At 71.0% G+C, this 24766-nt stretch carries 25 protein-coding genes, 3 tRNA genes and 1 pseudogene; 16 read left to right on the top strand and 13 right to left on the bottom strand.

Annotation, left to right across the window (positions count from 1 at the left end):
* The first annotated feature begins 48 nt into the window (after positions 1–48).
* From ACYVAG_RS16870 to ACYVAG_RS16855, 4 genes are all read left to right on the top strand, one after another.
* The gene (locus ACYVAG_RS16870) at positions 49–495 is read left to right on the top strand and encodes an SRPBCC domain-containing protein (protein ID WP_460771603.1); all 447 of its coding nucleotides are present in this window, start codon (positions 49–51) and stop codon (positions 493–495) included.
* Positions 492–830 carry an ArsR/SmtB family transcription factor gene (locus tag ACYVAG_RS16865; RefSeq protein ID WP_460771602.1) on the top strand — a complete coding sequence of 113 codons (339 nt, stop codon included), beginning with the start codon at positions 492–494 and terminating at the stop codon, positions 828–830. Before ACYVAG_RS16870 ends, ACYVAG_RS16865 begins: the two co-directional genes overlap by 4 nt.
* Positions 831–947: 117 nt before the next feature.
* A complete protein-coding gene (locus tag ACYVAG_RS16860) occupies positions 948–2372 on the top strand; it encodes an MFS transporter (protein ID WP_460771600.1) in 1425 nt (474 codons plus the stop codon).
* Positions 2369–2737, top strand: a complete 369-nt coding sequence (locus ACYVAG_RS16855) for a DoxX family protein (protein WP_460771598.1) — start codon at positions 2369–2371, stop codon at positions 2735–2737. The genes ACYVAG_RS16860 and ACYVAG_RS16855 overlap by 4 nt, the downstream gene beginning before the upstream one ends.
* Before the next feature lie 72 nt (positions 2738–2809).
* Here the strand turns inward: ACYVAG_RS16855 and ACYVAG_RS16850 are convergent, their stop codons facing one another.
* Genes ACYVAG_RS16850 through ACYVAG_RS16835 form a run of 4 tightly spaced genes read right to left on the bottom strand, consistent with a single transcriptional unit; the run spans position 2810 to position 8130 of the window.
* Positions 2810–3952 (bottom strand): hypothetical protein, encoded by a 1143-nt coding sequence (locus ACYVAG_RS16850; RefSeq protein ID WP_460771596.1) that lies wholly within the window; start codon positions 3950–3952, stop codon positions 2810–2812.
* A 49-nt stretch (positions 3953–4001) separates the two neighbouring features.
* Complete coding sequence (gene rarD / locus ACYVAG_RS16845) at positions 4002–4919, bottom strand: EamA family transporter RarD (protein ID WP_460771594.1); 918 nt, start codon at positions 4917–4919, stop codon at positions 4002–4004.
* Positions 4920–4939: 20 nt separating this feature from the next.
* Positions 4940–6031 (bottom strand): 2-oxoacid:ferredoxin oxidoreductase subunit beta, encoded by a 1092-nt coding sequence (locus ACYVAG_RS16840; RefSeq protein ID WP_460771592.1) that lies wholly within the window; start codon positions 6029–6031, stop codon positions 4940–4942.
* Positions 6028–8130 (bottom strand): 2-oxoacid:acceptor oxidoreductase subunit alpha, encoded by a 2103-nt coding sequence (locus tag ACYVAG_RS16835; protein ID WP_460771590.1) that lies wholly within the window; start codon positions 8128–8130, stop codon positions 6028–6030. The genes ACYVAG_RS16840 and ACYVAG_RS16835 overlap by 4 nt, the downstream gene beginning before the upstream one ends.
* 90 nt (positions 8131–8220) lie before the next feature.
* Between ACYVAG_RS16835 and ACYVAG_RS16830 the strand changes: the two genes are divergently transcribed.
* The 3 genes from ACYVAG_RS16830 (at position 8221) to ACYVAG_RS16820 (ending at position 9682) form a co-directional block, all read left to right on the top strand.
* Positions 8221–8607, top strand: coding sequence for an NADH-quinone oxidoreductase subunit B (locus ACYVAG_RS16830; RefSeq protein ID WP_460771588.1), 387 nt, complete (start codon positions 8221–8223; stop codon positions 8605–8607).
* Positions 8604–9200, top strand: coding sequence for an NADH-quinone oxidoreductase subunit C (locus tag ACYVAG_RS16825; protein ID WP_460771586.1), 597 nt, complete (start codon positions 8604–8606; stop codon positions 9198–9200). Before ACYVAG_RS16830 ends, ACYVAG_RS16825 begins: the two co-directional genes overlap by 4 nt.
* Before the next feature lie 122 nt (positions 9201–9322).
* The gene (locus tag ACYVAG_RS16820; protein ID WP_460771620.1) at positions 9323–9682 is read left to right on the top strand and encodes a 4Fe-4S binding protein; all 360 of its coding nucleotides are present in this window, start codon (positions 9323–9325) and stop codon (positions 9680–9682) included.
* Positions 9683–9698: 16 nt separating this feature from the next.
* Here the strand turns inward: ACYVAG_RS16820 and ACYVAG_RS16815 are convergent, their stop codons facing one another.
* Positions 9699–11627: an amylosucrase gene (locus tag ACYVAG_RS16815; RefSeq protein WP_460771584.1), complete on the bottom strand. Its 1929-nt coding sequence runs from the start codon at positions 11625–11627 to the stop codon at positions 9699–9701.
* A 51-nt stretch (positions 11628–11678) separates the two neighbouring features.
* Between ACYVAG_RS16815 and ACYVAG_RS16810 the strand changes: the two genes are divergently transcribed.
* Positions 11679–12245 (top strand): GNAT family N-acetyltransferase, encoded by a 567-nt coding sequence (locus ACYVAG_RS16810; RefSeq protein WP_460771582.1) that lies wholly within the window; start codon positions 11679–11681, stop codon positions 12243–12245.
* 125 nt (positions 12246–12370) lie between these two features.
* Positions 12371–13891 carry a polyprenol phosphomannose-dependent alpha 1,6 mannosyltransferase MptB gene (gene mptB, locus ACYVAG_RS16805; RefSeq protein ID WP_460771580.1) on the top strand — a complete coding sequence of 507 codons (1521 nt, stop codon included), beginning with the start codon at positions 12371–12373 and terminating at the stop codon, positions 13889–13891.
* A 92-nt stretch (positions 13892–13983) separates the two neighbouring features.
* Here the strand turns inward: mptB and ACYVAG_RS16800 are convergent, their stop codons facing one another.
* The 3 genes from ACYVAG_RS16800 to ACYVAG_RS16790 form a co-directional block, all read right to left on the bottom strand.
* Positions 13984–14997, bottom strand: coding sequence for an enoyl-CoA hydratase/isomerase family protein (locus ACYVAG_RS16800; RefSeq protein ID WP_460771579.1), 1014 nt, complete (start codon positions 14995–14997; stop codon positions 13984–13986).
* A gap of 7 nt (positions 14998–15004) precedes the next feature.
* A complete protein-coding gene (locus ACYVAG_RS16795; protein ID WP_460771577.1) occupies positions 15005–15841 on the bottom strand; it encodes an exodeoxyribonuclease III in 837 nt (278 codons plus the stop codon).
* A 112-nt stretch (positions 15842–15953) separates the two neighbouring features.
* Positions 15954–17399, bottom strand: a complete 1446-nt coding sequence (locus ACYVAG_RS16790) for a carboxyl transferase domain-containing protein (RefSeq protein ID WP_460771576.1) — start codon at positions 17397–17399, stop codon at positions 15954–15956.
* Positions 17400–17527: 128 nt separating this feature from the next.
* On the opposite strand from ACYVAG_RS16790, the gene ACYVAG_RS16785 reads away from it, so the two are divergent.
* A complete protein-coding gene (locus ACYVAG_RS16785; protein WP_460771574.1) occupies positions 17528–18298 on the top strand; it encodes an SDR family NAD(P)-dependent oxidoreductase in 771 nt (256 codons plus the stop codon).
* A 46-nt stretch (positions 18299–18344) separates the two neighbouring features.
* On the opposite strand, the gene ACYVAG_RS16780 is transcribed toward ACYVAG_RS16785, so the two are convergent.
* From ACYVAG_RS16780 to ACYVAG_RS16765, 4 genes and pseudogenes are all read right to left on the bottom strand, one after another.
* On the bottom strand, positions 18345–18836 hold the full coding sequence (locus ACYVAG_RS16780) for a YajQ family cyclic di-GMP-binding protein (protein ID WP_460771572.1): 492 nt from the start codon (positions 18834–18836) through the stop codon (positions 18345–18347).
* Positions 18837–18878: 42 nt separating this feature from the next.
* Positions 18879–19673: an ABC transporter permease gene (locus ACYVAG_RS16775; RefSeq protein ID WP_460771571.1), complete on the bottom strand. Its 795-nt coding sequence runs from the start codon at positions 19671–19673 to the stop codon at positions 18879–18881.
* Positions 19670–19801: a hypothetical protein gene (locus ACYVAG_RS16770; RefSeq protein WP_460771569.1), complete on the bottom strand. Its 132-nt coding sequence runs from the start codon at positions 19799–19801 to the stop codon at positions 19670–19672. Before ACYVAG_RS16770 ends, ACYVAG_RS16775 begins: the two co-directional genes overlap by 4 nt.
* A gap of 83 nt (positions 19802–19884) precedes the next feature.
* Positions 19885–20292: pseudogene (locus tag ACYVAG_RS16765) on the bottom strand (ATP-binding cassette domain-containing protein); the annotation flags it as partial.
* Positions 20293–20452: 160 nt separating this feature from the next.
* On the opposite strand from ACYVAG_RS16765, the gene ACYVAG_RS16760 reads away from it, so the two are divergent.
* On the top strand, positions 20453–20962 hold the full coding sequence (locus ACYVAG_RS16760; protein ID WP_460771566.1) for a helix-turn-helix domain-containing protein: 510 nt from the start codon (positions 20453–20455) through the stop codon (positions 20960–20962).
* 55 nt (positions 20963–21017) lie between these two features.
* A tRNA-Tyr gene (locus ACYVAG_RS16755) sits at positions 21018–21100 on the top strand.
* A gap of 216 nt (positions 21101–21316) precedes the next feature.
* On the opposite strand, the gene ACYVAG_RS16750 is transcribed toward ACYVAG_RS16755, so the two are convergent.
* Positions 21317–22195 carry an alpha/beta hydrolase gene (locus tag ACYVAG_RS16750; RefSeq protein ID WP_460771565.1) on the bottom strand — a complete coding sequence of 293 codons (879 nt, stop codon included), beginning with the start codon at positions 22193–22195 and terminating at the stop codon, positions 21317–21319.
* Positions 22196–22298: 103 nt separating this feature from the next.
* On the opposite strand from ACYVAG_RS16750, the gene ACYVAG_RS16745 reads away from it, so the two are divergent.
* The 4 genes from ACYVAG_RS16745 to ACYVAG_RS16730 all read left to right on the top strand — a co-directional run bounded on the left by ACYVAG_RS16745 (position 22299) and on the right by ACYVAG_RS16730 (position 24762).
* Positions 22299–22371, top strand: a tRNA-Thr gene (locus ACYVAG_RS16745).
* Positions 22372–22409: 38 nt separating this feature from the next.
* A tRNA-Met gene (locus ACYVAG_RS16740) sits at positions 22410–22483 on the top strand.
* A 67-nt stretch (positions 22484–22550) separates the two neighbouring features.
* Positions 22551–22718, top strand: coding sequence for a 50S ribosomal protein L33 (gene rpmG / locus ACYVAG_RS16735; RefSeq protein WP_460771563.1), 168 nt, complete (start codon positions 22551–22553; stop codon positions 22716–22718).
* A gap of 163 nt (positions 22719–22881) precedes the next feature.
* On the top strand, positions 22882–24762 hold the full coding sequence (locus ACYVAG_RS16730) for a BCCT family transporter (protein WP_460771561.1): 1881 nt from the start codon (positions 22882–22884) through the stop codon (positions 24760–24762).
* Positions 24763–24766: the final 4 nt, after the last annotated feature.

Genomic DNA, 24766 nt, shown 5'->3' with positions numbered 1-24766 from the left:
GCACATCAACCGCCGACACGGCACCCGTCAACAGAAAGCGTGACCGTCATGACCACTGACCGCATCGAACGCGAAACCTTGATCGCCGCCCCCCTGGACCGCGTCTGGGCGATGGTCGCCCAGCCCGGTTGGTGGGTGGCCGATGAAGGTACGCTGACCCAACAGCTCGCCGAGGAGGGGCAATCGATGGTGGCGAAGAACAGCACGTACGGCGAGTTCCCGGTGCGCGTGGAGAAGGTCGACCCGCCGTCGTATCTCGCCTACCGCTGGGCCAGCGCCTTCCCCGGAGCCGAGCTGCGCGACGACAACAGCACGCTCGTGGAGTTCCTCCTCAGCATCGAGGGCGACGCCACCCGCCTCCGCGTCGTCGAGAGCGGCTTCGGTTCGCTGACCGGTCCCGAAGACCACCGCGACAAGGCGATGGACCAGAACGCGGACGGCTGGGGCCACGTGCTCGCAGACTTCCGTACGCGGGTCGAGGCCACGCTGGCGTGAGCGACACGTCACCGCTGGTCGACGGAGGGGCCGACAGCGTTCTCATGGCGCTGGCCGACCCCACCCGCCGCCAGCTGCTCGACCTCGTGGGCTCGCTCGGCGAGGCCACGGCCACCACCCTCGCGGCCCACGTGTCGGTGTCCAGACAGGCGGTGGTCAAGCACCTCGCGGTCCTTGACCAGGCCGGCCTGGTCACCAGCCGGCGCGCCGGCCGCGAGGTGCGCTTCTCGGTGCGTCCCGAAACCCTGGACGCCACCGGCACCCGACTCGCCTCCCTCGCCTCGGCCTGGGATTCACGCCTCGCGAAACTCAAGCAGCGCGCGGAGATCGACTAGCCCTCCGGGGCCGGTCTCCCTCGCCATCCCGGGTCCGGCTCGGACCCGCGTACGCCCGGCCCTGCCGGCCCCGCCCGCCGTCCCGCGCGGGCGACCACCCAGATCGCTAGGACCCTGATGTCCACCACTGTGCCTCCGCACGCCTTCACCCGTCACCAATCCCTGGTTCTTCTCGTCCTCCTCGGCGCGGGCTTCCTGCTCTCCGTCGACTTCTCCATCCTCAACGTGGCGCTCCCCGAGATCGGCGCGGGCGTCGGACTCAGCAACGCGGCCCTGCCGTGGATCGCGGCCGCGTACGCCCTCCCTGCCGCCGGTTTCTCGCTCCTGTTCGGCCGCCTGGCCGACCTGTTCGGGCGGCGCCGACTGTTCCTCGGGGGCATGGTGCTCCTGATCGCCGCCTCGGTGATGGGCGGCCTGGCCACATCGCCCGAGGTGCTCCTCACCGCCCGCGTCCTGCAGGGGCTGTCCGCGGCCATGTCGGTCCCCGCCTCCCTGTCCCTCCTCACCACGGAGTTCAGCGAGGGGGCCGCGCGCGACCGCGTGCTCGGCTTCAACGGGGCCATCCTGTCGGGCGGGTTCACCGTCGGTGCGCTGGTGGGCGGCACGCTCGTCACCTTCCTCAGCGGGCGCGCGGCCTTCCTGATCAACGTCCCCGTCGCCGCCGCCGTCCTGGTGTGTACGCCGGGTCTGATCGCCGCCTCACGGCTGCCCGAGCGTTCGGCGCTCGACCTCCCGGGTGCCCTGACCGTCACCGCCGGGCTGCTCGCCGGCGTGTACGCGGTCATCGAGGGCGACTGGCGCTGGGCGGCGGCGGGCGTCCTGCTCCTCGTGGCCTTCGTGCTCGTCGAGATGCGCGCCGGTGCCCCGCTCGTCCCGTTGCGCATCCTCACCCGTCCCACCGTGCGGTGGGGCAATGCTGCGGGGCTCGTCATCTTCTCCATGGAGACCGGGGCGATCTTCCTGCTCACCCTCTATATGCAGCAGTCGCTGGCGCTGTCCGCGGTCGTCACCGGGCTGGTCTTCGGTGTCCCGGGCCTGGCCGCGGTGTCCGCCGGGGTCCTCGCCGGGCGCTTCCTCGGCCGGTTCGGCACCCGCCGGGTGCTCCTGGTCGCCATGGTGGTCCAGGGGATCGCGACGTTCTCGATGGTGCTCCTGGGCCCCGATCGCCTGTCGCTGTTGGTGATGGTCCCGGCGCTGTTCGTCAGCTTCTTCGGCCATGTCACGGCGATCGTCGCCTACAACGTCGCGGGGACCTCGGGCCTGCCGAATGACCAGCAGGGGCTCGCCACCGGCCTCACCTCCATGACCCAGCAGGTCGCGGTCACGATCGGCATCCCGATCCTCAGCGCCGTGGCCGCCGGTCAGACGGGCGCCCTGCCGGGCCTCCGGCTGGCGCTCGGGGTGGCCGGCGTCGTGGTCGTCCTCGGCGGCATCGCCGTCTGGCACGGCCTGCGGCCGCGCTCATGTCCCTCGCACGACCCCGCGGTGGCGTCCGCCGCCCGGGGGACCGTCTTCACCCCCTCCATCGAAGGAGCATCATGAACAACATCAGCCTGTGGATCATCACCTCGTTCATCGCGGTCGCCCTCGTGATCGACGCCCGGGTGAGGATCACGCGCGGGGCCACCCCCGATGCGGAGTTCGCCGCCGACGGCCCCGCGCTCGACTCCGCCCACCGCATCGGCGGCGTCGAACTGGCCGTCGCCGCACTGCTCGTCCTGCCGGGCCTGTTGAAGATCGTCCCGGTGCTCGTGCCGGTCGCCGCGTGCGGCGTGGTCGTCCTCATGGTCCTGGCGCTCGTCCGCAGGGACCGCAGCGACGAGGGCCCGCGCATCGCGGGCATCGTCGCCATGATCGCCGGTGCGGTCTATGTCGCTGCGGGCAGGTTCGGGACCTGGGCCCTCTGAACGATTCCCGCGAGTACGCCGGCGCCGCGCAGCTCACCGCTGCGCGGCGCCTGTGCGTGGTTGGCAGGGGCGTCAGTTCACCCAGATGAAGGGCAGCTCGGCCAGCGCCAGGTCGGCCTCATAGCGCGCGATCACGAGCTTCTCGTCGTTCAGCGTCCCGCTGCGGCCGCCCTGCTTCGTCCTCGCGTCGATGGTCAGCGGGAACCGCAGCTCGCCCTTCACGATCGCGTCGGCCGTGCGGGGCGCGGGCGCCCGGAAGGTCGCGAACGGGTCGGACCCCATGGTGTAGCGCACCGAGCCCACCTCGATCGTGTCGCCGGACGCCGCGCGGAACGACCACGGGCAGCCCTTCGGGGCCAGTTCCTGGCTCTTCACGCACTCGGAGATGCGCGCCTGGAGGCGCTTCTTCAACTCCGCCGGATAGGCCTGCGTCGTGCGGGTCTTCCCGTTCACCTGGGGCTGGTCGTTCAGGCCGGACACCACGATGTCGGGCTGGTCGAACTCGAGGAATCCGCCGTCGAGCGACAGCCGGTGGAGACCCGGCGCGAGCTCGACGTCGTAGGTGTAGGAGCCGCTCTGGAGCTTCTGCCCGTCGAGCAGCGGGGCGATCATCTGCGGTGAGGGCGCCACCCGCGTACGCACCGTCGGCCGCTTCACGCGCCAGCCCTCGGCCACGTGGACCATGGGGAAGGTGCCGCGTACGGTCCGGTCGCCGCGCCGGTAGGCCAGCACGACGTCCTGCCCGTTGACCGCCTCGACCTTGATGTCGGAGATCGGTGCGAGCTTCATCGACGCGGCCAGCGCCTCGTTGGTGAACGTGGGGGAGTCGACCTTGATCGCGGAGAGTCCCTGGGCCTTCTTGGCGTCGGCGGCGGCGACGGCCGCGAGGTAGCTCTGGGCCACGTCACCCGGGCCCGCGGGTGGGGCGGCCGGCGTCGTCAGCTGGGAGCGGACGACGAACGCGACGACAGTCGCCACGGCCACCAGGCCGATGCCGATCGCGACCCACAGCGGCGTGCGGGAGCGGCGCGGGCGGCGGTCGACGGGGTCGTCGGCGACGCGCTCGGGGGAGCGTACGGGCACGGACCGGCGCGGGCGGCGGATCTCCGGGTCGGGCTCGTCGGCGTACGCGCGGGCGGGCCGCTCGGCGGCGGGTGCGGGATCGGTGGGGTCGTCGGTCGGCCGCGCGAACGGGCTGCGCTGGCTGTCGGACATGAGTTCCCCCTGGTTGGTGCGCGCCGCCGCTCGGGCGCGCAGGGAGACTCTAACCCGTTGTCAGGCGACGGGCACGCCGAGCGCGGTGGGCCCGGGTGAGGGCGTAGGCGGTCAGGACGACCAGCGCGATCCAGACCAGGACGAACCCGACCCAGCGCGCCGCCGGCATCGGCTCACCGAACCACCACACGCCGAGCGCGAACTGCAGCGTCGGCGCGATGTACTGCATCATCCCCATCGTCGACAGGGCGATGCGCGGGGCGGCGTACGCGAACAGGAGCAGCGGCACCGCGGTGATGACGCCGGTGGTGACGAGCAGGCCGGAGTACGCGGGTCCGGCGCGGCCGAAGTCGCCGTGGCCCTGGACCCCCAGCCAGATGAGGTACGCGGCCGCGGGCAGGCCGAGTGCCAGCGACTCGAGCGAGAACGACACGATGCCGTCGAGGCCGACCTGCTTCTTGATCAGGCCGTAGCAGCCGAACGACGTCGCGAGCGCCAGCGCGATCCACGGGGGCCGGCCGAGGTCGACGGTGAGGACGACGACCGCCGCGGCCGCCAGCGCGATCGCTGCCCACTGGACGGCGGCGAGGCGCTCGCCGAGGAACACCACGCCGAGCAGGATCGAGAAGATCGGGTTGATGTAGTAGCCCAGCGCCGCCTCGGTGACGTGGCCGTTGTTGACCGCCCAGATGTAGACGCCCCAGTTGATCGCGATCAGCACCGACGCGGCGCCGACGAGGGCTCGCGTGCGCCGGGCGGCGACCTTGGCACGCCAGCCGCGGGCGAGGATCGCCAGCAGGAGGGCGCCGACGACGGCCGACCAGGCGATGCGGTGGGCGAGGATCTCGACCGCGCCGCTGCGGGCCAGCAGGGGCCAATAGAGCGGGAACAGCCCCCAGATCAGGTAGGCGCCGCCGGCGGCGAGGACGCCACGGTCGGGGGCGGTGCCCGGCTCGGGGGTGGTCACCGCTGGAGGCTACTCCCGGATCACTCGACCGACCACGTGTCCCGTCCGTTGATCATCTGCTGCAGCGCCGACTCGTCGTAGGCGGACGGGTCGGTGCCCTGGGCCTGGCGTACCTGTTCGCGGGCGAGGTCGTCGTACGCCGGCCGCGAGACGTCGCGGAAGATGCCGATCGGCGAGCGCTGCAGCACGCCGGCATCGGTCAGGCGCGACAGCCCGAACGCGTACGCGGGGTCGCGGTGGTGGGCGTCGTGGACGACGAGCGCGTCGGCGCCGACCTCGGCGACCTCGGCGATCTCGAAGGTGTTGTCGGCGCTGCGGACAACGCCCAGGTGGCCCTGGCCGGTCTCGTCGACGCGGCCGAACCGGATCGGCTCGCCGTGGCGGAGCGGGATGATCGCCTCGGCCGTGTCGCCGCCCTTGACCGCGTCGAACGCGCCGTCGTTGAAGATCGGGCAGTTCTGATAGATCTCGACGAAGCTCGACCCGCGGTAGGCCGCCGCCGCGCGCAGCACCTCCGACAGGTGCTTGCGGTCGGAGTCGATGGTGCGGGCGACGAAGCCGGCCTCGGCGCCGAGCGCGACGCTGACGGGGTTGAACGGGGTGTCGAGCGAGCCCATCGGGGAGCTCTTGGTGACCTTGCCGACCTCGGACGTGGGCGAGTATTGCCCCTTGGTGAGCCCGTAGATGCGGTTGTTGAACAGCAGGATCGTCAGGTTCACATTGCGGCGCAGCGCGTGGATCAGGTGGTTGCCGCCGATCGACAGCGCGTCGCCGTCACCGGTCACGACGAAGACCGCGAGGTCCTCGCGCGCGGTCGCGACGCCGGTCGCGATCGCCGGCGCGCGGCCGTGGATCGAGTGCATGCCGTAGGAGTCGACGTAGTAAGGGAACCGGCTCGCGCAGCCGATGCCGGAGATGATCACGGTGTTCTCGCGCTTGATGCCGAGCTCCGGCATGAAGCCCTGGAACGCCGCAAGGATCGCGTAGTCGCCGCAGCCCGGGCACCAGCGCACCTCCTGGTCGGACGTGAAGTCCTTGCGGTTCAGCGGCTCGACCGACAGGGGTACGCCGCGCAGGCCGTCGAGCGTGGGGCGCTCGGGGGTGGTGGTCATCGGGTGGCTCCTTCGTGGCCGTGGTCGCTGTGGCCGTCGGGGCGGGGCTCGGCGCCCTCGCCGTCGGCGCGCGCGTCCTCGCGCCCGGGCAGGCTCGGCACGCCCTCGTGGCCGTGCTCGCCGTGGCCCTCGTGGCGGGGCTCCGAGCCGTCGGGCTCGAGCTCGTCGTTCAGGTCGTCGTCGGACACGCCGTCGACGCCGACGACCTCGAGCAGGTCGTGGGCGAGCTCGGCGAGCGAGATCGGGAGGCCGCGTACGCGGCTGTAGGACTGGATGTCGACCAGATATTTCGCGCGCAGCAGCATCGCGAGCTGGCCGAGGTTCATCTCGGGCACGATGACCTTGTCGTACGCCCGCAGCACCTCGCCGAGGTTCGCCGGGAACGGGTTGAGGTGGCGCAGGTGGGCCTGGGCGACCCTGCCGCCAGCCGACCGGACCCGGCGTACGGCCGCGGTGATGGGGCCGTAGGTCGAGCCCCAGCCGAGCACCAGCACGCGCGCGTCGCCGGTCGGGTCGTCGACGACGGTGTCGGGGATGTCGCGGACGATGCCGTCGACCTTGGCCTGGCGCGTGCGGACCATCGCGTCGTGGTTGGCGGGGTCGTAGGAGACGTTGCCGGTGTCGGCGGCCTTCTCGATGCCGCCGATGCGGTGCTCGAGGCCGGGCGTGCCGGGGATGGCCCAGGGGCGGGCGAGGGTCTCGGGATCACGCTTGTAGGGAAGGAAATCCTCCCCGGAGTTCGGCCCGGTCGCGAAGCCCGGTTCGATCGGCGCGATCTCGCCGAGGTCGGGCGTACGCCAGGGCTCGGCGCCGTTGGCGAGGTAGCCGTCGGACAGCATGACCACCGGCGTCCGGTATTTGACCGCCCAGCGGATCGCCTCGACCGCTGTCTCGAAGCAGTCGCTCGGCGACTGGGCGGCGATGACGGGCACGGGGGCCTCACCGTTGCGGCCGAACATGACCTGCAGCAGGTCGGCCTGCTCGGTCTTGGTCGGCATGCCGGTCGAGGGGCCGGCGCGCTGCACGTCGACGACGACGAGCGGCAGCTCGGTCATCACGCCGAGGCCGATGGTCTCGGCCTTCAGGGCGATGCCGGGGCCGGAGCTCGTGGTGACGCCGAGGTGGCCGGCGAAGCTCGCGCCGAGCGCGGCGCCGACGGCGGCGATCTCGTCCTCGGCCTGGAACGCGGTGACGCCGAAGCGCTTGTGCTTGGTGAGCTCGTGGAGCACGTCGGACGCCGGCGTGATCGGGTAGGCGCCCAGGAACAGCGGGAGGCCGGCCTTGTGGGCGCCGGTGACGAGCCCGTACGCCGTGGCCACGTTGCCGGAGATCTGGCGATAGAGGCCCTCGGGCATCTTCGCGGGCGCGACCTCGTAGGTGTGGGCGAACGTCTCGGTGGTCTCGCCGAACGCATAGCCGGTGCGGAACGCCGTGATGTTGGCGTCGCGGATCTCGGCCTTCTTCGCGAACTTCTCGCCCAGGAAGGCGATCGTGCCCTCGGTCGGGCGGTTGTAGAGCCAGCAGAGCAGGCCCAGCGCGAACATGTTCTTCGCGCGCGTCGCGTCCTTGCGGGTGAGGCCGAACTCCTTGACCGCGGCGACCGTCATGCCGGACAGGTCGAGCGCGTGGACCTGGTAGTCCTCCAGCGAGCCGTCCTCGAGCGGGTTGGCCGCGTACGCGACCTTGGTCAGGTTGCGCTTCGTGAACTCGGCGGTGTCGGCGATGATCACGCCGCCCGGCAGCAGGTCGGCGAGGTTCGCCTTCAGCGCGGCGGGGTTCATCGCGACGAGCACGTCGGGGCGGTCGCCCGGCGTCATGATGTCGTAGTTCGCGAAGTGGAGCTGGAAGCTCGACACCCCCGGGAGCGTGCCCTGGGGGGCGCGGATCTCCGCGGGGAAGTTGGGGAGCGTCGAGATGTCGTTGCCGAAGGTCGCCGAGTCGGCGGTGAAGCGGTCGCCGGTCAACTGCATGCCGTCACCGGAGTCGCCGGCGAAGCGGATGACCACTCGGTCGAGGGTCTGGACGTCGGGCACGTCGCCTCTTTCTTGTCGAGTCTTTGGCCCCGCGGTCGTGCCGGGGGCTCGAACCAGTCTAGCCAAGCCGTGCGTCGCCCATCGTGCGACCTGAAGCCGGGTTGAGGTCAACTCGGGTCGGCCCGCGGTGGGGCGTACGCGGGTAACCTTCGGGCCATGCGCGCACTGGACTGGTTCGGCGACCGCTCGCTCGTCGTGGTCGACATCGGCCTGGCGTGCTGCGTGCTGGAGTTCGACGCGGCGGGCGGGGCCGCGGGGGCGACCGAGGTGCGCCCGGGCGACCGCGTGGCCGTGGTGGTGTCGGGGACGGTGACCGACGCGCTGGCGCCGGTGGTGCGGGAGATCGTCGACGCGGCGGGGGAGTCGGGCGACGCGCGGGTCGTGAGCTTCGGGGCGTGCGCGAGCTCGGGCGGGCCCTACTGGGACTCGTACGCGGTCACCAAGGGCGTGGGCCAGCTGGTGCCGGTGGACGTGTTCGTGCCGGGCTGCCCGCCGCCGCCGGGGGCGCTGGCGGACGCGCTGGAGGGGTTGAGGGTGGCATGAGCGATCCGAACGTTCTCCGAGCGAGCACTTCGTCTCGGCCGCGGGCGGCCTCGCTCAGCACAAGCTGGCGCGACGACGTCGCCGCCCTCCGCGACGCCGGCTTCACCTGGTTCGAGTGGCTCGACTGCGTCGACGAGATCGGCCGTTCCGACGAGCTGCGCGTGGTGCTGCGCGCCGTCGACCGCAGCACCGGCGAGGCACGGCAGGTCGAGACCCGTACGCCGCGGGACTCGCCTGAGGTCGCGTCGATCGCCGACCTGTACGCCGGCGCCGCCTGGGCCGAGCGCGAGCTGCACGACCTCTTCGGCGTGGTGTTCACCGGTGGCGACGACCGCCCGCTGCTGATCCCGCGCCGGTTCGGGGCCCACCCGCTGCGCAAGGACGAGGTGCTCGGCGCCCGCGCGGCGGTCGGGTGGCCCGGCGCGAAGGAGCCGGGTGAGTCGGGAGCGACGGCGGGCCGCCGGCGGATGGTCCCGCCCGGCGTACCGGACTCGGCGGTGTGGGGCGACCGCGACCCCGAAGCAGGACCGGCCGACCCGGCCGAGGTCGCGGCGAGCGCGATCGGCGGCCGCGTGAGGAGGCGTACGCGATGAACAACGACCCCACGTTGGCTGAGCGAGCGCCCGACCCCACGTTGGCTGAGCGAGCGCCCGACCCCACGTTGGCTGAGCGAGCGCCCGACCCCACGTTGGCTGAGCGAGCGCCCGACCCCACGTTGGCTGAGCGAGCGCAGCGAGTCGAAGCCTCCTCCGAAGCCCCCCACGGCAAGATCCGCCTCATCGAGGACAAGTGCACGTCCTGCATGATCTGCGCGCGGGAGTGCCCGGTGTGGTGCATCCAGATCGACTCCCACACCGAGGTCGACCCGGACGCGCCGGCGCAGTTGACGGGCCGCGGCATGCGGGACCGCACCAAGAACGTCCTCGACCGGTTCGAGATCGACTGGTCGCTGTGCATGTACTGCGGCATCTGCGTCGAGGAGTGCCCCTTCGACGCGCTGGAGTGGAACGGCGCCCACGTGCCGCCCGCCGACTCGTTGGCGACGCTGGTGCACGGGGTCGACGAGCTGGCCTGAGGGCGCGTACGCCGGGTCAGTCGGTCGGCACCTCCGCCATCCACCTGACCTGGTAGGGATCCATGCGTACGGTGCGCTCCTCCGGGTGGCCCGACACGAGGTCGCGGAGCTGCGCGCCAGGCGTGAACCACGGCGAGTCGTGCAGCCCGACCGAGAACGGTTCCGGCGACACGTTCGCCAGCACGAGCACGGTGCCGCGCGCGGACGTCCGCAGCAGGCCGAAGATCTTGTCATTGCCCGTGTCCACAGGGATCGCGGCGGCCTGCGCGTGCAGCTCCGGCGTACGCCTCCTCGTTTCGGTGAGGTTGGCGATTGCGGAGAAAATGCGGCACTCGACCGTGTCGGGGTCGAAGCGGCGCCCGGCGGCGTCCCAATCCATGGCGGGGCGGTGGATCCAGCGGTTGTCGTCCCGCTTGTCGGGGTCGGCGAGATAGCTGCGGTCGTTGAGCAGGCCCATCTCGTCGCCCATGTAGATCAGCGGTACGCCGCCGAACGCCAGCACCAGCGAGTGCAGGAGGACGATGCGGCGGACGGCGAGGTCGACAGCCCGGTCGCGCGCCTCGCCGACGGGCTCGAGCTGCGCCTTCTCCAAGCCTGCCAGCGATGCGAGCGTCCCGGAGATGCGGCGATCGCCCGTGCGGGGGTTGGACTGGAACACCTCTCCGGCGGCGAACGAGCCGGGGAAGTCGCCGGCGTAGAAATCGGAGAGGAAGGCGCGGTGGCCGAACCCGTCGAAGCCCACCGCCGCGGCGGCCTCGTCGGAGATGGTCCAGCCGATGTCGTCGTGGAGCCGGGCGTACGTCAGCCAGGCCGCACCCGACGGAATCGCCGGCATGGAACGGATCACCGACGACATCAGCTTCGCGCTCTGCTCGGCCAGCGCCGACCACAGCGTCACCATGAACACGTTGTGGTAGGCGAGCTCGCACTCCTTGTTCGTGCCGGGACCCGTGCCCAGATAGGGAACCAGCTTCTCGGGGGCGACGATCGCCTCGGCGAGCAGGAGCACGCCGGGGGCCGCGATCCGTGTCAGGGCACGGAAAGCCTGCAGGATGAGGTGGGCCTCGGCCTCGTTCTGGCAGTTCGTGCCGAGCCGCTTCCACATGAACGCGACGGCGTCGAGCCGCACGACCTCGACGCCCTGGTTGGCGAGGAAGAGGATCGTCTCGAGCATCTCCCGCAGGACCTCGGGGTTGCGGTAGTTCAGGTCCCACTGCCACTCGTTGAAGGTGGTCCAGACCCAGGCGCCGGTCGTGCCGTCGGGGTTCACCGCGTCGTCGAGCCAGGTGAAGTTGCCGGGCGCGAAGTCGGGGAACACCTCGGGCAGGGTCTCCTCCCACCGGTCGGGCCCCTCGACGCCGTCGCCGTCGCGATCGGCATAGAACCAGTAGTAGTCGCGATAGCGCTCGTCGCCCGCGCGCGCCGCCTTCGCCCACGCGTGCTCGGCGGCGGTGTGGTTGCAGACGAGGTCAACCACGAGGGAGATTCCCTTGCCCCGCAGGCGATCGGCGAGGGTGTGCAGGTCGGCCATGGTGCCGAGCCGGGGGTCGACGCGGCGATAGTCGGCCACGGCGTACCCGCCGTCGTTGGGGCCGGGGCGGGGCTCGAGCAGCGGCATCAGGTGGAGATAGCTGACGCCGAGCTGTTCGAGGTGGCCGAGCCGTTCGCTCACCCCCGCGAGGGATCCGGCGAACAGGTCGGCGTACGCGACGTAGCCGACCATGTCGGAGCGCTGGAACCAGTCCGGCGTGACCAGGCGGCGCTCGTCGAGGGCCCTGAGTTCGGTCGGCCGCGCGGCGTACGCCTCCTCGACGGTGGTGAGCAGGCGCTCGACGACGGCCTCGAAGTCGGGGCGGTCGCCGTAGAGGCCGCGCAGGGGCCGGAGCACGTCGGGCAGGAGGGCGGCGCGGCGGGCCGCGTACGTGGGGTCGTGCATAGAGTCCATCTTGCCGAGGGCGCGCGGGTCGGAGGACCCGGGGCGGGTTAGCGTGGCGCCATGTCGACGACGACGGGATTCACGACCGGCACGCTCGGGCCCGACACGTGGGACGCGTTCGCGGAGCTGGTCGAGCGCAACAACGGGGTCTATGGCGGGTGTTGGTGCATCGGGTTCCACCCCGAGTGCGGCCAGCGGGTCTCCCACCACGACGTGAAGCGGCAGCGTGTGATGGACGACGCTGCCCACGCGTCGTTGGTGTTCGACGCCGCCGGGCTCGCGCAGGGCTGGTGCCAGTGGGGCGACCCCGAGGAGCTGTCCGGTATCAAGCACCGGCGGGCCTATGACAAGGAGCCCCCGACGGAGCCGGACTGGCGCGTCACCTGCATCTTCGTGGACAAGCACCATCGCGGGCAGGGGATAGCCCGGCTCGCGCTCGAGGCCGCGCTGGAGCAGATCACCGGGCGCGGTGGGGGACTCGTCGAGGCGATCTCGGAGGTCACGACGGGGCGCGAGGCGCAGGGACGGTTCCTGTTCACGGCCACGGCGGAGCTGCTGGAGGACCTGGGGTTCTCACGCTTGCGCCAGGTCGGCAAGCACGCGTGGATCATGAGCCGCAGGGTGTGACAGATCGCTCACCAGTGGCGATCTCGAGGCCAATTCCGACCGCGAGATCGTCACTGATGAGCGATCTGTCACGGTCACGGCCGCTCCGCATACTCTTAGACGTCTGTCGACGTCCTAGGAGCGTGATGCGGGAACTGTTGGACCGGCCGGTCTTCGCGCCGGTCGCGCGCGTACGCGGACTCCGCGCGAGCATCATCGATGCCCTCGTCGAGGCCTTCTCCGTGCGCTGGGTGCGCCGGGGCATGATCGGCACGTTCCTCATCGCCCTCGGCAGTGTCACCCCGGCCTTCCTCCCCGCGAACAGCCCCTGGTGGAAGGTCCTCGGCATCTTCCGCCGCGCCTCCTGGCTCGCCCCGTCCATCGGCACGCTCGTCACGCTGGTCGGCATCGTCCTCGTCATGGAGGCCTGGCTCCGCCTCCGGCCCGACCGTGCCGTCCGCCAGGTCGACTTCCGCGCCGTGCTGGTCCTGTGGTCCTTCCCGATGCTGCTCGCGCCGCCGATCTTCTCCCACGACGCCTACGCGTACGCGGCCGAGGGCTACATGCTCCACGTCGGCATGAACCCGTACGAGATGGGCGCCGGCACCCTCAACAACCGCTGGGGCGAGCAGGTCGTCGAGGTCTGGCGCTTCACCCGCGCTCCCTACGGCCCACTGAGCCTCCAGCTGTCCCATCTCATGGTGCTCGTCTGCGGCCAGTCCCCCTATTGGTCGGCCTCGGTCGGCATGCGCCTGCTGTCGGTCCTCGGCATGATCGCCGTCGCCTTCGCCATCCCCCACGTCGCGCGCCACGTGAAGGTCGACGAGCGCCGCGCCATGTGGTTCGGCCTGGTCAACCCGCTCACCATCACCCACCTGATCGGCGGCGCCCACAACGACGCCTGGATGCTCGGCTTCGTCGCCCTTGCCCTGTACGCGGCCGTCAACCGCCGGTTCCTGCTGGGCTGCCTCCTCGTCGCGGCCGCCGCCGCGGTGAAGATGCCGGCGATCATCGCGATCGTGCCCGTTGCGGTGCTCGCGCTCCCGGTCGACCGGCCGATGGCCTCGGCGTTCGGGCGACTGTGGCAGGCCGGCTGGCGGGTCGCACTCGGCACGGTGGTGTCGCTGATCTGCTTCCTGTTCATCTCCCTGGCGTGCGGGGTCGGCTTCGGCTGGATCGAGGCGATCAACGTGCCCGGCCAGGTCGTGACGATCTCACCGCCCACCATGCTGGGCGAGATCACCCGGGCGATCCTCAACTGGACCGGCAACTACCGCGCCGGCCTCGGTGTCGTGCGCCTCTTCCGCCAGGTCGCGATGGGCATCACGGTGCTCGTCGTGCTGTGGCTGCTGGTGAAGCTGGCCCCGCGCCACCCGTTGACGTTCCTGTGCTTCGCGTGGACCGCCGTGATCCTCGGCAGCCCCGCGCTCCACCCCTGGTATTTCTCCTGGCCCGCCATCGTCTTCGCCTTTGCCCGACCGTCGGCGCTGCTGATGCGCATCGCCTGCTGGGGCACGATCCTGCTGCTGGCCTATTCGTCGGTGAGCTTCTCGTGGCGCAACGAGTCCCTGGCCCTCGGCGTCGCGGCCGTGGCCGCGTTCGCGTGGGTCATCTGGGGCCACGACCGAGAGAACTACCAGCTGCGGCGCCGACGCACGCGCCCCTGACGCTCTCCGAGCGAGCGCCGCGCCCCTGACGCTCTCCGAGCGAGCGCCGCGCCCCTGAACGTTCTCCGAGCGAGCGCCAGCGAGTCGAGGAGTCACCCCCAGAACCCCTCCACCTCCGCGTCGCTCACCTCCGCCAGCGACGCGTGACGCCACGTCGGCGTATCGCCCCGGTCGACCAGCTGACAGCGCACGCCCTCGAGGAAGTCCGGCTCGCGGCGGAAGTGGTCGGCCAGCCTCAGGTCCTGGGCCAGGACCTCCTCGACGCTCATCAGCGCGGCCTCGCGTACGGCCCGGAGCGTGACCGCCACCGACAGCGGCGACCGCTGCGCGATCTGGTCGGCCGCCTCGTTCGCGGCCGGGTCGGGGTGGGCGGCGAGGCGCGCGACGATGTCGGTCGCCGAGTCGCCGGAGAAGCACTCGTCGATCCACGACGCCCCGGCCAGCTCGGGCGCGGGCACGGGCTCGCGGCGCCCCTCGGCGCCCTCCGCGACGGCCCGCGCGTACGCCTCGGGATCGCTCGCGACGGTGTCGGCCAGGCCGGCGGCGATCGCGTCGCCCGCGCCGATGGTGCGGCCGGTCAGGGCCAGCATTGTGCCGAACTCACCCGGCGCGTGGGCCAGCAGGTGGGTCATGCCGACGTCGGGGAAGAAGCCGATGATCGTCTCGGGCATCGCGAGCTTCGAACGCTCGGTGACCAGGCGGTGGGAGCCGTGGGCCGAGACGCCGAGGCCGCCGCCCATGCAGACGCCGTCCATGACCGCGACGTAGGGCTTCGGGTATTCCGCGATGAGCTGGTTCAGCCGATATTCGGTCTCGAAGAATTCCATCGGCGCGGTCGTGCCCGGATCGTCCACGATCGCCTGGCGCACGGCCTTCACGTCGCCGCCCGCGCACAGCCCGCGCTCGCCCGCGCCGCGGATGACCACCGCGCCGACGGTGTCGTCGTCGGCCCACCGCTCCAGCTCGGTGAACATCGACCGGCACATGGCCGTCGTCAGCGAGTTGATCGCCTTCGGCCGGTTGAGCAGCACGTGGCCGAGCCCGTCGCCGGTCGCGAAGAGCACCTCGTCGGTGCCGTGGGTCCCGGGTGCGTACGCCAGTTCCATGTCTCCCTCATTCCTCGGCGACGAGCACGTTCTCGACCAGCCCCGCGTACTCCACGAAGACGGGGGCGTGGTCGGAGATGCGGGCCTCGTAGGTGTCCGCCCTCATCGTGCCACCCGCGGTCGCGCGGCGGGCGAGGCCCGGGGAGGCGAGGTGGTAGTCGATGCGCCAGCCCGCGTCGATCGTCCACGACTGGCCGCGCCACGACCACCACGAATAGGGGCCCGGCGTGTCGGGGTGGAGGCCCCGGACGACGTCGACGAGCGTACGCGGGGTCAGGATCTCGCCGAACCACTTCCGCTCCTCGGGGAGGAAGCCCTCGGACTTCTTGTTGGTCTTCGACGCCTTGAGGTCGAGCTCGGTGTGGGCGATGTTGAAGTCGCCCATGACGAGGAACTCGCGGCCCTCGGATGCGGCCGCGCGGCGGGCCTTCGTGAGGTGACGACGGAAGCTCGCGAGGAACCGCAGCTTGCGCTGGAAGCGGGCCTCGGACGCCTCGTCGGAGAACGGCGTGCCGCCCTTGGGGAGATAGAGCGAGGCGACGGTCAGCCCGGGCAGGTCGACCTCGATGTAGCGCCCCTCGGGGTCGAACTCGCGATTGCCGAAGCCGACGCGGACCGCGTCCGGGGTGACGCGGGACATGATAGCGACACCGTTGCGCCCGGCGATCGACCCGGGGTCGTAGGACCAGTGATAGCCCGCGATGGCCTCCTGCGGCACGAGTTCGGGCGGGCAGCGCACCTCCTGCAGCGCGACGACGTCGAGGTCGGCGGCGTCGAGCCAGGCGCGGAACCCGCGGCGCTCGGCGGCGCGGATGCCATTGACGTTGAAGGTGGCGATGCGCATGGAGGGGAGCCTAGCCAGCGGGTCCGACAGGACGTGTCACGAAATGGCCACTCGATGGCCCAGAACGGCTCGCGAGGCCGTATTCACGCATCGAGTGGACGTTTCGTGACACTCACCCCAGCTGGCCGCGCAGCTCCTGCGCGCACGCCGCCGCCATCGCCTGGCAGAACGACACCGGGTCATCGTCGGTCGCTCCCTCGGCGATGACCCGGTGCACGATCCCGGACGCGAGCAGCGCCCGCGAGCTCACGCCCTGTCGGCGCGTCATCTCGGGCGCCCGGTCGGGGGTGTCGTGGAGGATCACCGACGCGCCCTCCGGCGGCAGCGGCGACAGCCACGCGTGCTCGGCGGCGATCACGCGCCGGGCTGGCAGGATGGCCAGCGCGCCGCCGCCGCAGCCCTGACCCAACACCAGCGCGACGCTGGGCACCGTCAGCTGGGTCATGTCGGCGATGCAGCGCGCGATCTCCCCGGCCAGGGCACCCTCCTCGGCGTTCGCCGACAGGTCGGCGCCGGGGGTGTCGATGACCGACACCAGCGGCAGGTCCAGCTCGGCCGCCAGCCGCATGCCGCGCCGCGCCGACCGCAGCGCCGCCGGCCCCATCGACTTCTCGGCCTGGTAGCGCCGGTCCTGCCCGACGACGACGCACGCGATCCCGTCGAGGCGGGCCAGCGCCAGCATCAGCCCCGAGTCGTGCTCGCCGTGCCCGGTCCCCGACAGGGGGATCACGTCGTCGGCGGCGTGCTTCAGGAGTTCGCGTACGCCGGGACGCTTCGGCGACCGCGTGCGCAGCACTGAGTCCCACACATCCACGTCGGTCGTTGCGGCCGCGTCCTCGACCAGCACACCGTCGAGGCGCGAGCGCCGTGTCGACGTGCGCGCGGCCGGGTGGAGCAGGCGCACGACGCGGGCGGCGACGGAGGCGACCTGGTCGATGGGGACGACGGCGTCGATGATGCCGTGGTCGACGAGGTTCTCGGCGAGCTGCACGCCCTGGGGGAACTCGCGGCCGTGCAGGGCCTCATAGACCTTCGGGCCGAGGAACCCGATCAGGGAGCCCGGCTCGGCGACCGACACGTGGCCGAGCGAGCCCCACGACGCGAAGACGCCGCCGGTGGTGGGGTGGCGCAGATAGACCAGATAGGGGAGTCGTGCGGCCTTGTGGTCGACGATCGCGCGGCTGATCGACACCATCTCGACGAACGCCGGCGTCCCTTCCTGCATGCGGGTTCCGCCCGACGAGGTCGCGGCGAACAGGGGCAGCCCCTCGGCTGTGGCGCGACGGACTCCAGCCTCGATGCGCTGGGCCGTACGGTGGCCGATCGACCCGCCGAGGAACCGGAACTCGCCCGCGATCACCGCGACCGGCAGCCCGTCGATGAGTCCGCGGCCGGTGATGACGGCCTCATCGGTGCCGGAGCGCTCCGCGGCGCGGGTGAGTGTGGCGCGATAGGTCTCGTCGAAGCCCGTGAGGTCGATCGGGGAGTCCCACGACTCCCACGAGCCGTCGTCGAGGGCGAGGTCGAGCAGGGCGCGGGCTCCGAGGCGTTCGCTCATGGGGTCCTCCGTTGGACGTCGATTGGCCCAGCCAATCTGGTCGACGGGTCGGTGTCAATGTCCTGACACATTCGTGAACATCCGCCCGCGGGGTGGCCGGGGAGCAATCGACGTGGTCAGATGATCACATGGGATCCAGAGCCGTGGTCACGGGCGCATCGTCAGGCATCGGACGCGAGATCGCCTCGCTGCTGTCTCGTCGCGGACATGACGTGGTCGTCGTCGCTCGCAGGGTCGATGAGTTGGACGCCTTGGCCGCGGAGCTGGGCGGCAATGTGGAGATCATGCCCTGCGACCTCGGTGACGACGAAGCGCGGGCGGCTCTTGTCGGCCGATTGGCGGACACGGGCCCGGTGGACGTGATGGTGGCGGCGGCCGGCTTCGGCGGTGTCGGGTCGTTCCAGCAGGCCGACTGGGCAACCGTCAGCCGCATGCTCGACGTGAACGTGGCCGGAGTGATGCAACTCGTCCACGGCGTCCTGCCCGGCATGGTCGAACGCCGTCAGGGCCGGGTGATGGTCGTCGGATCTGGTGCCGGACACACCGCGATGCGGGGGTCGACCGCGTACGCCACGACAAAATGGGCGCTCCACGGATTCTGCGAGTCGCTGCGCCTCGACCTGTTGGACACGGGCGTCACCGTCACCGAAATCGCTCCCGGGCCGGTTCCGACCGGGTTCGACGCGGCCGCCGGTGCTGATGACGGACTTGGCACCGGCCTGCCCGCCTCCATGGAGATCAGCGCGCAGGAGTGCGCGGAACAGGCCGTACGCGGGATGGAGCGCGGGGCGCCCATCGTCTATCCAGGTCGACCGTACGGCCTGCTCATGCGGGCGATGGACCTCGTCCCTCGCCCCCTGACAAGGATCGCCTTCACGCAGATGGCGCGGCGGTCCTGAAGGCAGGGCTGTGCGCTCCCCGCCGACCGCGATCCGGCCGCTCGCGTCAGCGATAGTTCGTGTACTGCACCGCGAAGTCGTAGTCCTGCTCCTTGATCAGCCGCTGCACGACCTGCAGGTCGTCCCGCGACTTCGACGAGATACGCAGCTCGTCGCCCTGGATCTGGCACTTCACGCCCTTGGGCCCCTCGTCGCGGACGAGCTTCGAGACCTTCTTGGCGTTATCCTGCGAGATGCCCTCCTCGGTGTCGGCCTCCATCTTCCACATCTTGCCGCTGATGTGGGGCTCGTTGGCCTTGACGGCCTTGAGGGAGATGCCGCGCTTGACGAGCTTCGACTGGAAGACGTCCCAGATCTGCTTGACCTTGTCCTCGGACGACGACTCCATGGCGATCGTCTCGCCCGACCACTTGATCGTCGACTCGGTGCCCTTGAAGTCGAAGCGCTGGCTGACCTCCTTGGCGGCCTGGTTCAGCGCGTTGTCGACCTCCTGGCGGTCGACCTTGCTGACGACGTCGAACGAGCTCTCGGATGCCATGGCGTGTGTCCTCTCAGATGGTGCGTACGGCCATCCTGCCAGTCACCGGACGTCGCGTCGCAGGGTCGTCACCAGCGCCGCCGCCGCGAGCACCGCCGCGTATGCCAGCAGCACCGCCGCACCACCCCACGCCGGCAGCAGGCGCGGTGGCGTACCGCTGGTCGTGCGCATGATCGCGTCGAGCACGAAGCTCTGTCCGGTGAGGGCGCTCGCCGCACCGCCTGGCAGCCAGGGGTACGCCCGGGCCAGACCAGGCACCGCGCTGAGCATCGACTCCAGCAGGTAGAACCAGCCGACCGCGATGACCAGACAGGCCTGTGGGTTGGCCACCAAGGCGCCGATCCCGACGCCGATGACGGTGTAGAGCGCCATCGAGCCGCCCAGCCGCAGGCTGAGGGTCACGACCTCGCCGGCGGGCAGGCCGGGGGTGAGGCCGAGAGCCGCGCACGCGCCGAGCGTGCCGACGACGGCGCCGGTCGCCAGCAGGAGCCCGTACGCCGACCCCGCGAGCAGGTGCACGACGAGTTTCGCGGTCACCAGCCGCAGCCGGTGCGGGTGGCCGAGCAGCGTCGGCACGATGGTGCGGTGCGCGTACTCGTTGGTCATGGTGCGTGAGCCGAGCACCACGGGGACGGGCGCGGCCAGGACGAGCAGGCCCAGGAGCCCGCGTACGCCGTCGGGGGAGTCGGGGCCCGGCATCGGCGGGTTCATGTGCTCGGGGCCCAGGAGCGTGATGCCGCCGGTCAGCAGCAGGCCGATGGCCAGGCCGGCGAGGGCGAAGCGCCACCAGGCAGGTGTTGAGAGCAGGCGGCGGGTCTCGGCGCGCAGGGTGCTCATGCGGCGCTCCCGGTGAAGTCGAGGTAGAGCCGTTCCAGGGACGGTGCCCCGGCGTCCTCCTTGAGGTCTGCCAGTGGCCCGGCGACGACCGTGCGCCCGCCGTCGATGATCGTGACGTCGTCCAGCACGGGTTCCACCTCGGCGAGCACGTGCTCGAGACCAGGACCGTGCGCCCCTCGTCCGCGAGCCGGCGCATGAGGTCGCGGACCCAGACGATGCCGCGCGGGTCGAGGCCGTTGGTGGGCTCGTCCAGCACCACGACCTCGGGGGCGCCCAGCAGGGCCGTGGCGATGCTGAGGCGCTGGCGCATGCCGGTCGACCAGCCCTCGACGCGGCGCCGGGCGTACGCGGCCATGCCCAGGTCGTCGACGAGCTCGTCGACGCGTCGATCGGGGTGACCCCCAAGGGCGGCGTACACCCGCAGGTGGTTGCGGCCGCTCATGGCCGGGTCGACGGTGAGCGGGTCGAGCACGGCGCCGACGGTGCCGGTGGGGGAGGCGAGCTCGGCGTACGGCACGCCGTTCACCAGGGCCGTGCCGCGGTCGGCGCGCACCAGGCCCAGGAGGATCTTCAGGGTCGTGCTCTTGCCGGCGCCGTTGGCGCCGAGGAAGCCGGTCACGCGCCCTGGCAGCGCGCGCAGCGACACCCCGGCGAGGACCGGCGGGCCGGCGAATCGTTTGTGGAGGTCGCAGACCTCGATGCTGGGGGACAAGGGTTCCTCCGGGAGCTAGACTGTTCTTATAATTGATAATGCTCTCAATAGTGAGAAAGGTCAATCCATGGCTTCCTCATCGCTCGACGCCCTGCTGCACCCCGTCCGCTGGCGCGTGGTCCAGGTGCTCACCGCCGGGCCGATGTCCACGCGGGACCTGCACGAGCGCCTCCCCGACGTCGCACAGGCGACGCTCTACCGCCAGATCGGCCCGCTGGTCGATGCCGGGCTGGTCCGGGTGGTCGACGAGACGCCGGTGCGTGGCGCGGTGGAGCGCACGTATGCCCTGGGGCGGGGGCTGACCGCCGACGACCTGGCTGATCTCGAGGACTACCGGCGGGTCGGCCTGTTCCTGCTGGCGCAGCTCCAGGCCGACCTCGACGCCTACCTCGACGGCGTCCCCGGTGACCCCGCGCGCGACGGGCTCTCGCTCACGCGCACGCTGGTGCACGTGGACGACGCCGGACTGGCGCGCCTGCAGGAGGGCTTGCAGGGCCTGGTGGGCCCCCTGGTCGCGCCGGCGGAGGGCACGCGTCCGCTTGCCCTCGGCCTCGTGCTCGTGCCGTCCGTGGATTGAAATTGCTCCCCTCGGCGAGGACCCGCTAGAGTACTTCCTCGCGTGAACAACGCACGGCAGGTTGCCCGAGCGGCCAATGGGAGCGGACTGTAAATCCGTCGGCTTACGCCTTCGCAGGTTCGAATCCTGCACCTGCCACAGCACGAGGGCCCCGGAGAGATCCGGGGCCCTCGAGTGTTTCTGGGCGGCGTACGCGGGCCGTCATCCGCCTGCGAGGCCGTCATTCCGGGCCGTCATTCGAATGGCGGCCCGAGGTGTCGATGACGGCCCGCATGCAGGGAGCCACATGCGTACGCGGCCGTCATCCGAATGACGGCCTCGAATGGCGGCCTGCCAAGCCAATGGCGGCCCGCCTCACCCCCGCAGGAACTCCGCCACCGCCGCGATATACCCCTGCCGGTCCGCGAAGTACGCCCCGCAGTGGTCGACCCCCTCGATGATCCGCAGCTCCGCTCCCTCGCCCGCCGCCTCGGCCAGCCGATGCGCGTGCTCGACGGGGATCACCCCGTCCTGGGTTCCGTGGAGCAGCAACAGCGGTCGCGGCGCGATCGCGCCCACGACCCCGACGGGCTGGACCTCGCCGAACCCATAGCCATACCTCAGGCGCGTCACCCGATCGACCAGCGGCACCAGCGGCATCGGCGGCAGCCGCATCGACGTCGCCGCCGCCGCGACCACGCCGTGCACGTCGGCGAACGACGAGTCCGCAACAACCTTCGCCACCCGCGGGTCGCGCGCCGCAACCTGGATCGCCGTCGCCGCCCCCATCGAGAACCCCACCAGGTCGACCTCGACCCCGGGGAACCGCGAGACCACCCAGTCGATCGCCGCCTCGAGGTCGCGCTGCTCATAGTGCGCCAGCGACTGCGGGCCGTCATCGGAGTCGCCGTTGCCGCGGAAGTCGAAGAGCAGTACGCCGAACCCGGCCCGCCACAGCCCCGGCCCGATGCCGAGCATGTCGGCCTTGTTGCCCCGGTGTCCGTGGCAGACGATCACCACCCGGTCCGCCTCGGGGTGCGGCAGCCACCAGCCCGCCAGGCGTACGCCGTCGCTCGCCGTGAACGTCACGTCCTCGGCGTCCACGCCCACCTCGAACGGCGTGAAGCCGTAGGGCAGGTCGGGGCGCTGAGGCCCGCTGATCTGGCGGGCGGCCACGAGCGCCCCCATGCCCAGCCCGGAAGCTGCGGTCACGGCGAGGGCGCCGAGGCGCGCGAGGGTGCGTACGGTGCTCATGTACGCAGCTTAGGGCCGCCCGCCACTGTGGACTCGCGAGCCGTGGATTTGCGAGCCGTACGCACCGGTGTGTATCTTTGACCGTCGGCACCCCGGGTGCCGGGCCCCTATAGCTCAGTAGGTAGAGCGTCTCCATGGTAAGGAGAAGGTCAGCAGTTCGATTCTGCTTGGGGGCTCTGATCTTTGTCGGACGTTTTGTCCGGCGAGAGATCATGGCGAGGTAGCTCAGTTGGTGAGAGCGCACGACTCATAATCGTGAGGTCGAGGGTTCGAATCCCTCTCTCGCTACAACGGTGCGCTGCGTACCCAGCTGACAGGCACGACCCGATGACAACCGACGAACAAGGATTCCGAGATGGCCAAGAGCTCTGACGTACGCCCCAAGATCACGCTGGCGTGCACCGAGTGCAAGGACCGCAACTACATCACCAAGAAGAACCGGCGCAACGACCCGGATCGTCTGGAGATGAAGAAGTTCTGCCCCAAGTGCCACTCCCACACGGCTCACCGCGAGACCCGCTGACCTCGCGCACGACCGAGAACCACACGAAGGCCGCCCCCTCGGGGCGGCCTTCGTCGTTCCCGGATTGGGACACGCGACCCAGGCATCGGTAAAGTCGGCCCCCTTCAAGGGACGACGATGTCTCGTGCAACGAACGAAACTCGTGTGAATGTGGTGATGACCGATGACAGATGAATCGACGACGGCCGAGAAGACTTCGGCCGAGAAGACCTCGGCCGACAAGACCTCGGCCGACGAGACCGCCGCCCGACAGCGGCGCCGGCTCCGACGGGCGAATCCGTCCGGCGTGGCCCACCCCGCCCTGGCCGATGTGGTCGCGCGGGGGAGGGACCGCCACGACCAGCCCCGCCTCGACTGGGTGGTCTTCGGCATCGCCGCCGTGGTCTCCCTGGCCTTCGTGACATGGGGTCTGGTCAGCCCCAAGGGGCTCGGTTCGGCCGCGACGGCCGGCCTCACCGAGGTCGTGAAGTACGCCGGGTGGCTGTTCGTCCTGGTCGCCTCCGGCTTCGTGGTCTTCGTGCTGTGGCTGGCGGCCAGCCGCTACGGCAGCATCCCGCTGGGCCAGGACGGGGAGAAGCCCGAATATTCCACCGCCTCGTGGATCGCCATGATGTTCTCCGCCGGCATGGGCATCGGCCTCATGTTCTTCGGCGTCAGCGAGCCCCTGTCCCACTTCGCGAAGCCGCTGTCCGGCACCGCCGAGGCCATGTCCGGCCCGGCCATCAACAAGGCCATGGCCACCACGATGTTCCACTGGGCGCTCCACCCCTGGGCCATGTACGCCCTGGTCGGCGTCTCCCTGGCCTACGGCATGTATCGCAAGGGCCGCCGCTCCCTGTTCTCCGCCGCCTTCGTGCCGCTGATCGGCCGCCGCGCGTCCGAGGGCGTGGGAGGCAGGCTGATCGACACCCTCGCCGTGTTCGCCACCCTGTTCGGCTCCGCCACCTCGCTCGGGCTCGGCGCCCTCCAGATCGCCTCCGGGCTCGAGATCGTCGCCGGCATCGGCAAGCCCGGCAACACGATGCTCGTCATCATCATCGCCACGCTCACCGTCGCCTTCGTGCTGAGCGCCGTCTCCGGCATCGCCAGGGGCATCCAGCTGCTGTCGAACATCAACATGTATCTCGCGCTGGCCCTCGCCGTCTTCGTCTTCGTCTTCGGCCCGACGGTGTTCATCCTCAACCTGCTGCCGGTGACGCTCGGCACCTACCTCGCAGACCTGCCGACCATGGCGGCCCGCACCGGCGTCGCCGGCCCGGCGGTCGCCGAGTGGCTCGGCTCGTGGACCATCTTCTATTGGGCCTGGTGGCTCTCCTGGACGCCGTTCGTCGGCCACTTCATCGCCCAGATCTCGCGCGGGCGCACGATCCGCCAGTTCGTCAGCGGCGTGCTGCTGGTCCCCAGCCTCGTGTCCCTGGTCTGGTTCGCGATCTTCGGCGGCGCCGGCATCGCGGCCCAGCGCGCCGGCACCGACCTCGCCGGCGCCGACGGGGTGGAGGCCCAGTTCTTCGGCCTCCTGCAGACGATGCCGCTGGCCTCGGTGACGGGCGTGCTGGTCATGGTGCTCGTGGCGATCTTCTTCGTCTCCGGTGCCGACGCGGCCTCCATCGTCATGGGATCGATGACGGAGCGTGGCGCCATCCACCCGCGCAAGCAGACGGTCATCTTCTGGGGCGTCGCGACCGGTCTGGTCGCCATCGTCGCCCTGCTGTCCGGCGGGGACGACGCGCTCCAGGGTCTCCAGACCATCACCATCATCGCGGCCGCGCCGTTCGCGCTCGTCCTCATCGGCCTGGCCGTCGCCCTCGTGCGCGACCTCGGCCAGGACCCCCTGATGATCCGGCGCGACATGGCGCTCGACGCCGTCCGCAGCGCGGTGGTGACGGGCCTGCTGGAGCACGGCGACGAGTTCGAGATCGCGGTGGTGCCGACGACGGACGACCCGCGCGCGCCGACTGTCACCGGCGTGGTGCCGGTGTCGACGCCCGCCGACAGCAGGCGTCAGCCCACAGACGCCGCGAAGACTGTCACCGACCCGCGATAGGTTG

It is taken from the genome of Mariniluteicoccus flavus (assembly GCF_054776655.1).
The sequence above is the reverse complement of the archived record's forward strand: the minus strand, read 5'-3'. Positions and strand labels throughout refer to the sequence as shown.

Excerpts from the sequence above, each read along its gene's own strand:
- ACYVAG_RS16870 (WP_460771603.1), top strand. The coding sequence starts at position 49 with ATGACCACTGACCGCATCGAACGCGAAACCTTGATCGCCGCCCCCCTG.
- ACYVAG_RS16815 (WP_460771584.1), bottom strand. The coding sequence starts at position 11,627 with ATGGACTCTATGCACGACCCCACGTACGCGGCCCGCCGCGCCGCCCTC.
- ACYVAG_RS16810 (WP_460771582.1), top strand. The coding sequence starts at position 11,679 with ATGTCGACGACGACGGGATTCACGACCGGCACGCTCGGGCCCGACACG.
- ACYVAG_RS16730 (WP_460771561.1), top strand. The coding sequence starts at position 22,882 with ATGACAGATGAATCGACGACGGCCGAGAAGACTTCGGCCGAGAAGACC.
- ACYVAG_RS16790 (WP_460771576.1), bottom strand. The coding sequence starts at position 17,399 with ATGAGCGAACGCCTCGGAGCCCGCGCCCTGCTCGACCTCGCCCTCGAC.
- ACYVAG_RS16800 (WP_460771579.1), bottom strand. The coding sequence starts at position 14,997 with ATGGAACTGGCGTACGCACCCGGGACCCACGGCACCGACGAGGTGCTC.
- ACYVAG_RS16830 (WP_460771588.1), top strand. The coding sequence starts at position 8,221 with ATGCGCGCACTGGACTGGTTCGGCGACCGCTCGCTCGTCGTGGTCGAC.
- mptB (WP_460771580.1), top strand. The coding sequence starts at position 12,371 with ATGCGGGAACTGTTGGACCGGCCGGTCTTCGCGCCGGTCGCGCGCGTA.
- ACYVAG_RS16760 (WP_460771566.1), top strand. The coding sequence starts at position 20,453 with ATGGCTTCCTCATCGCTCGACGCCCTGCTGCACCCCGTCCGCTGGCGC.
- ACYVAG_RS16855 (WP_460771598.1), top strand. The coding sequence starts at position 2,369 with ATGAACAACATCAGCCTGTGGATCATCACCTCGTTCATCGCGGTCGCC.
- rpmG (WP_460771563.1), top strand. The coding sequence starts at position 22,551 with ATGGCCAAGAGCTCTGACGTACGCCCCAAGATCACGCTGGCGTGCACC.
- ACYVAG_RS16750 (WP_460771565.1), bottom strand. The coding sequence starts at position 22,195 with ATGAGCACCGTACGCACCCTCGCGCGCCTCGGCGCCCTCGCCGTGACC.
- ACYVAG_RS16785 (WP_460771574.1), top strand. The coding sequence starts at position 17,528 with ATGGGATCCAGAGCCGTGGTCACGGGCGCATCGTCAGGCATCGGACGC.
- ACYVAG_RS16795 (WP_460771577.1), bottom strand. The coding sequence starts at position 15,841 with ATGCGCATCGCCACCTTCAACGTCAATGGCATCCGCGCCGCCGAGCGC.
- ACYVAG_RS16780 (WP_460771572.1), bottom strand. The coding sequence starts at position 18,836 with ATGGCATCCGAGAGCTCGTTCGACGTCGTCAGCAAGGTCGACCGCCAG.
- ACYVAG_RS16825 (WP_460771586.1), top strand. The coding sequence starts at position 8,604 with ATGAGCGATCCGAACGTTCTCCGAGCGAGCACTTCGTCTCGGCCGCGG.
- ACYVAG_RS16860 (WP_460771600.1), top strand. The coding sequence starts at position 948 with ATGTCCACCACTGTGCCTCCGCACGCCTTCACCCGTCACCAATCCCTG.
- ACYVAG_RS16850 (WP_460771596.1), bottom strand. The coding sequence starts at position 3,952 with ATGTCCGACAGCCAGCGCAGCCCGTTCGCGCGGCCGACCGACGACCCC.
- ACYVAG_RS16840 (WP_460771592.1), bottom strand. The coding sequence starts at position 6,031 with ATGACCACCACCCCCGAGCGCCCCACGCTCGACGGCCTGCGCGGCGTA.
- ACYVAG_RS16775 (WP_460771571.1), bottom strand. The coding sequence starts at position 19,673 with ATGAGCACCCTGCGCGCCGAGACCCGCCGCCTGCTCTCAACACCTGCC.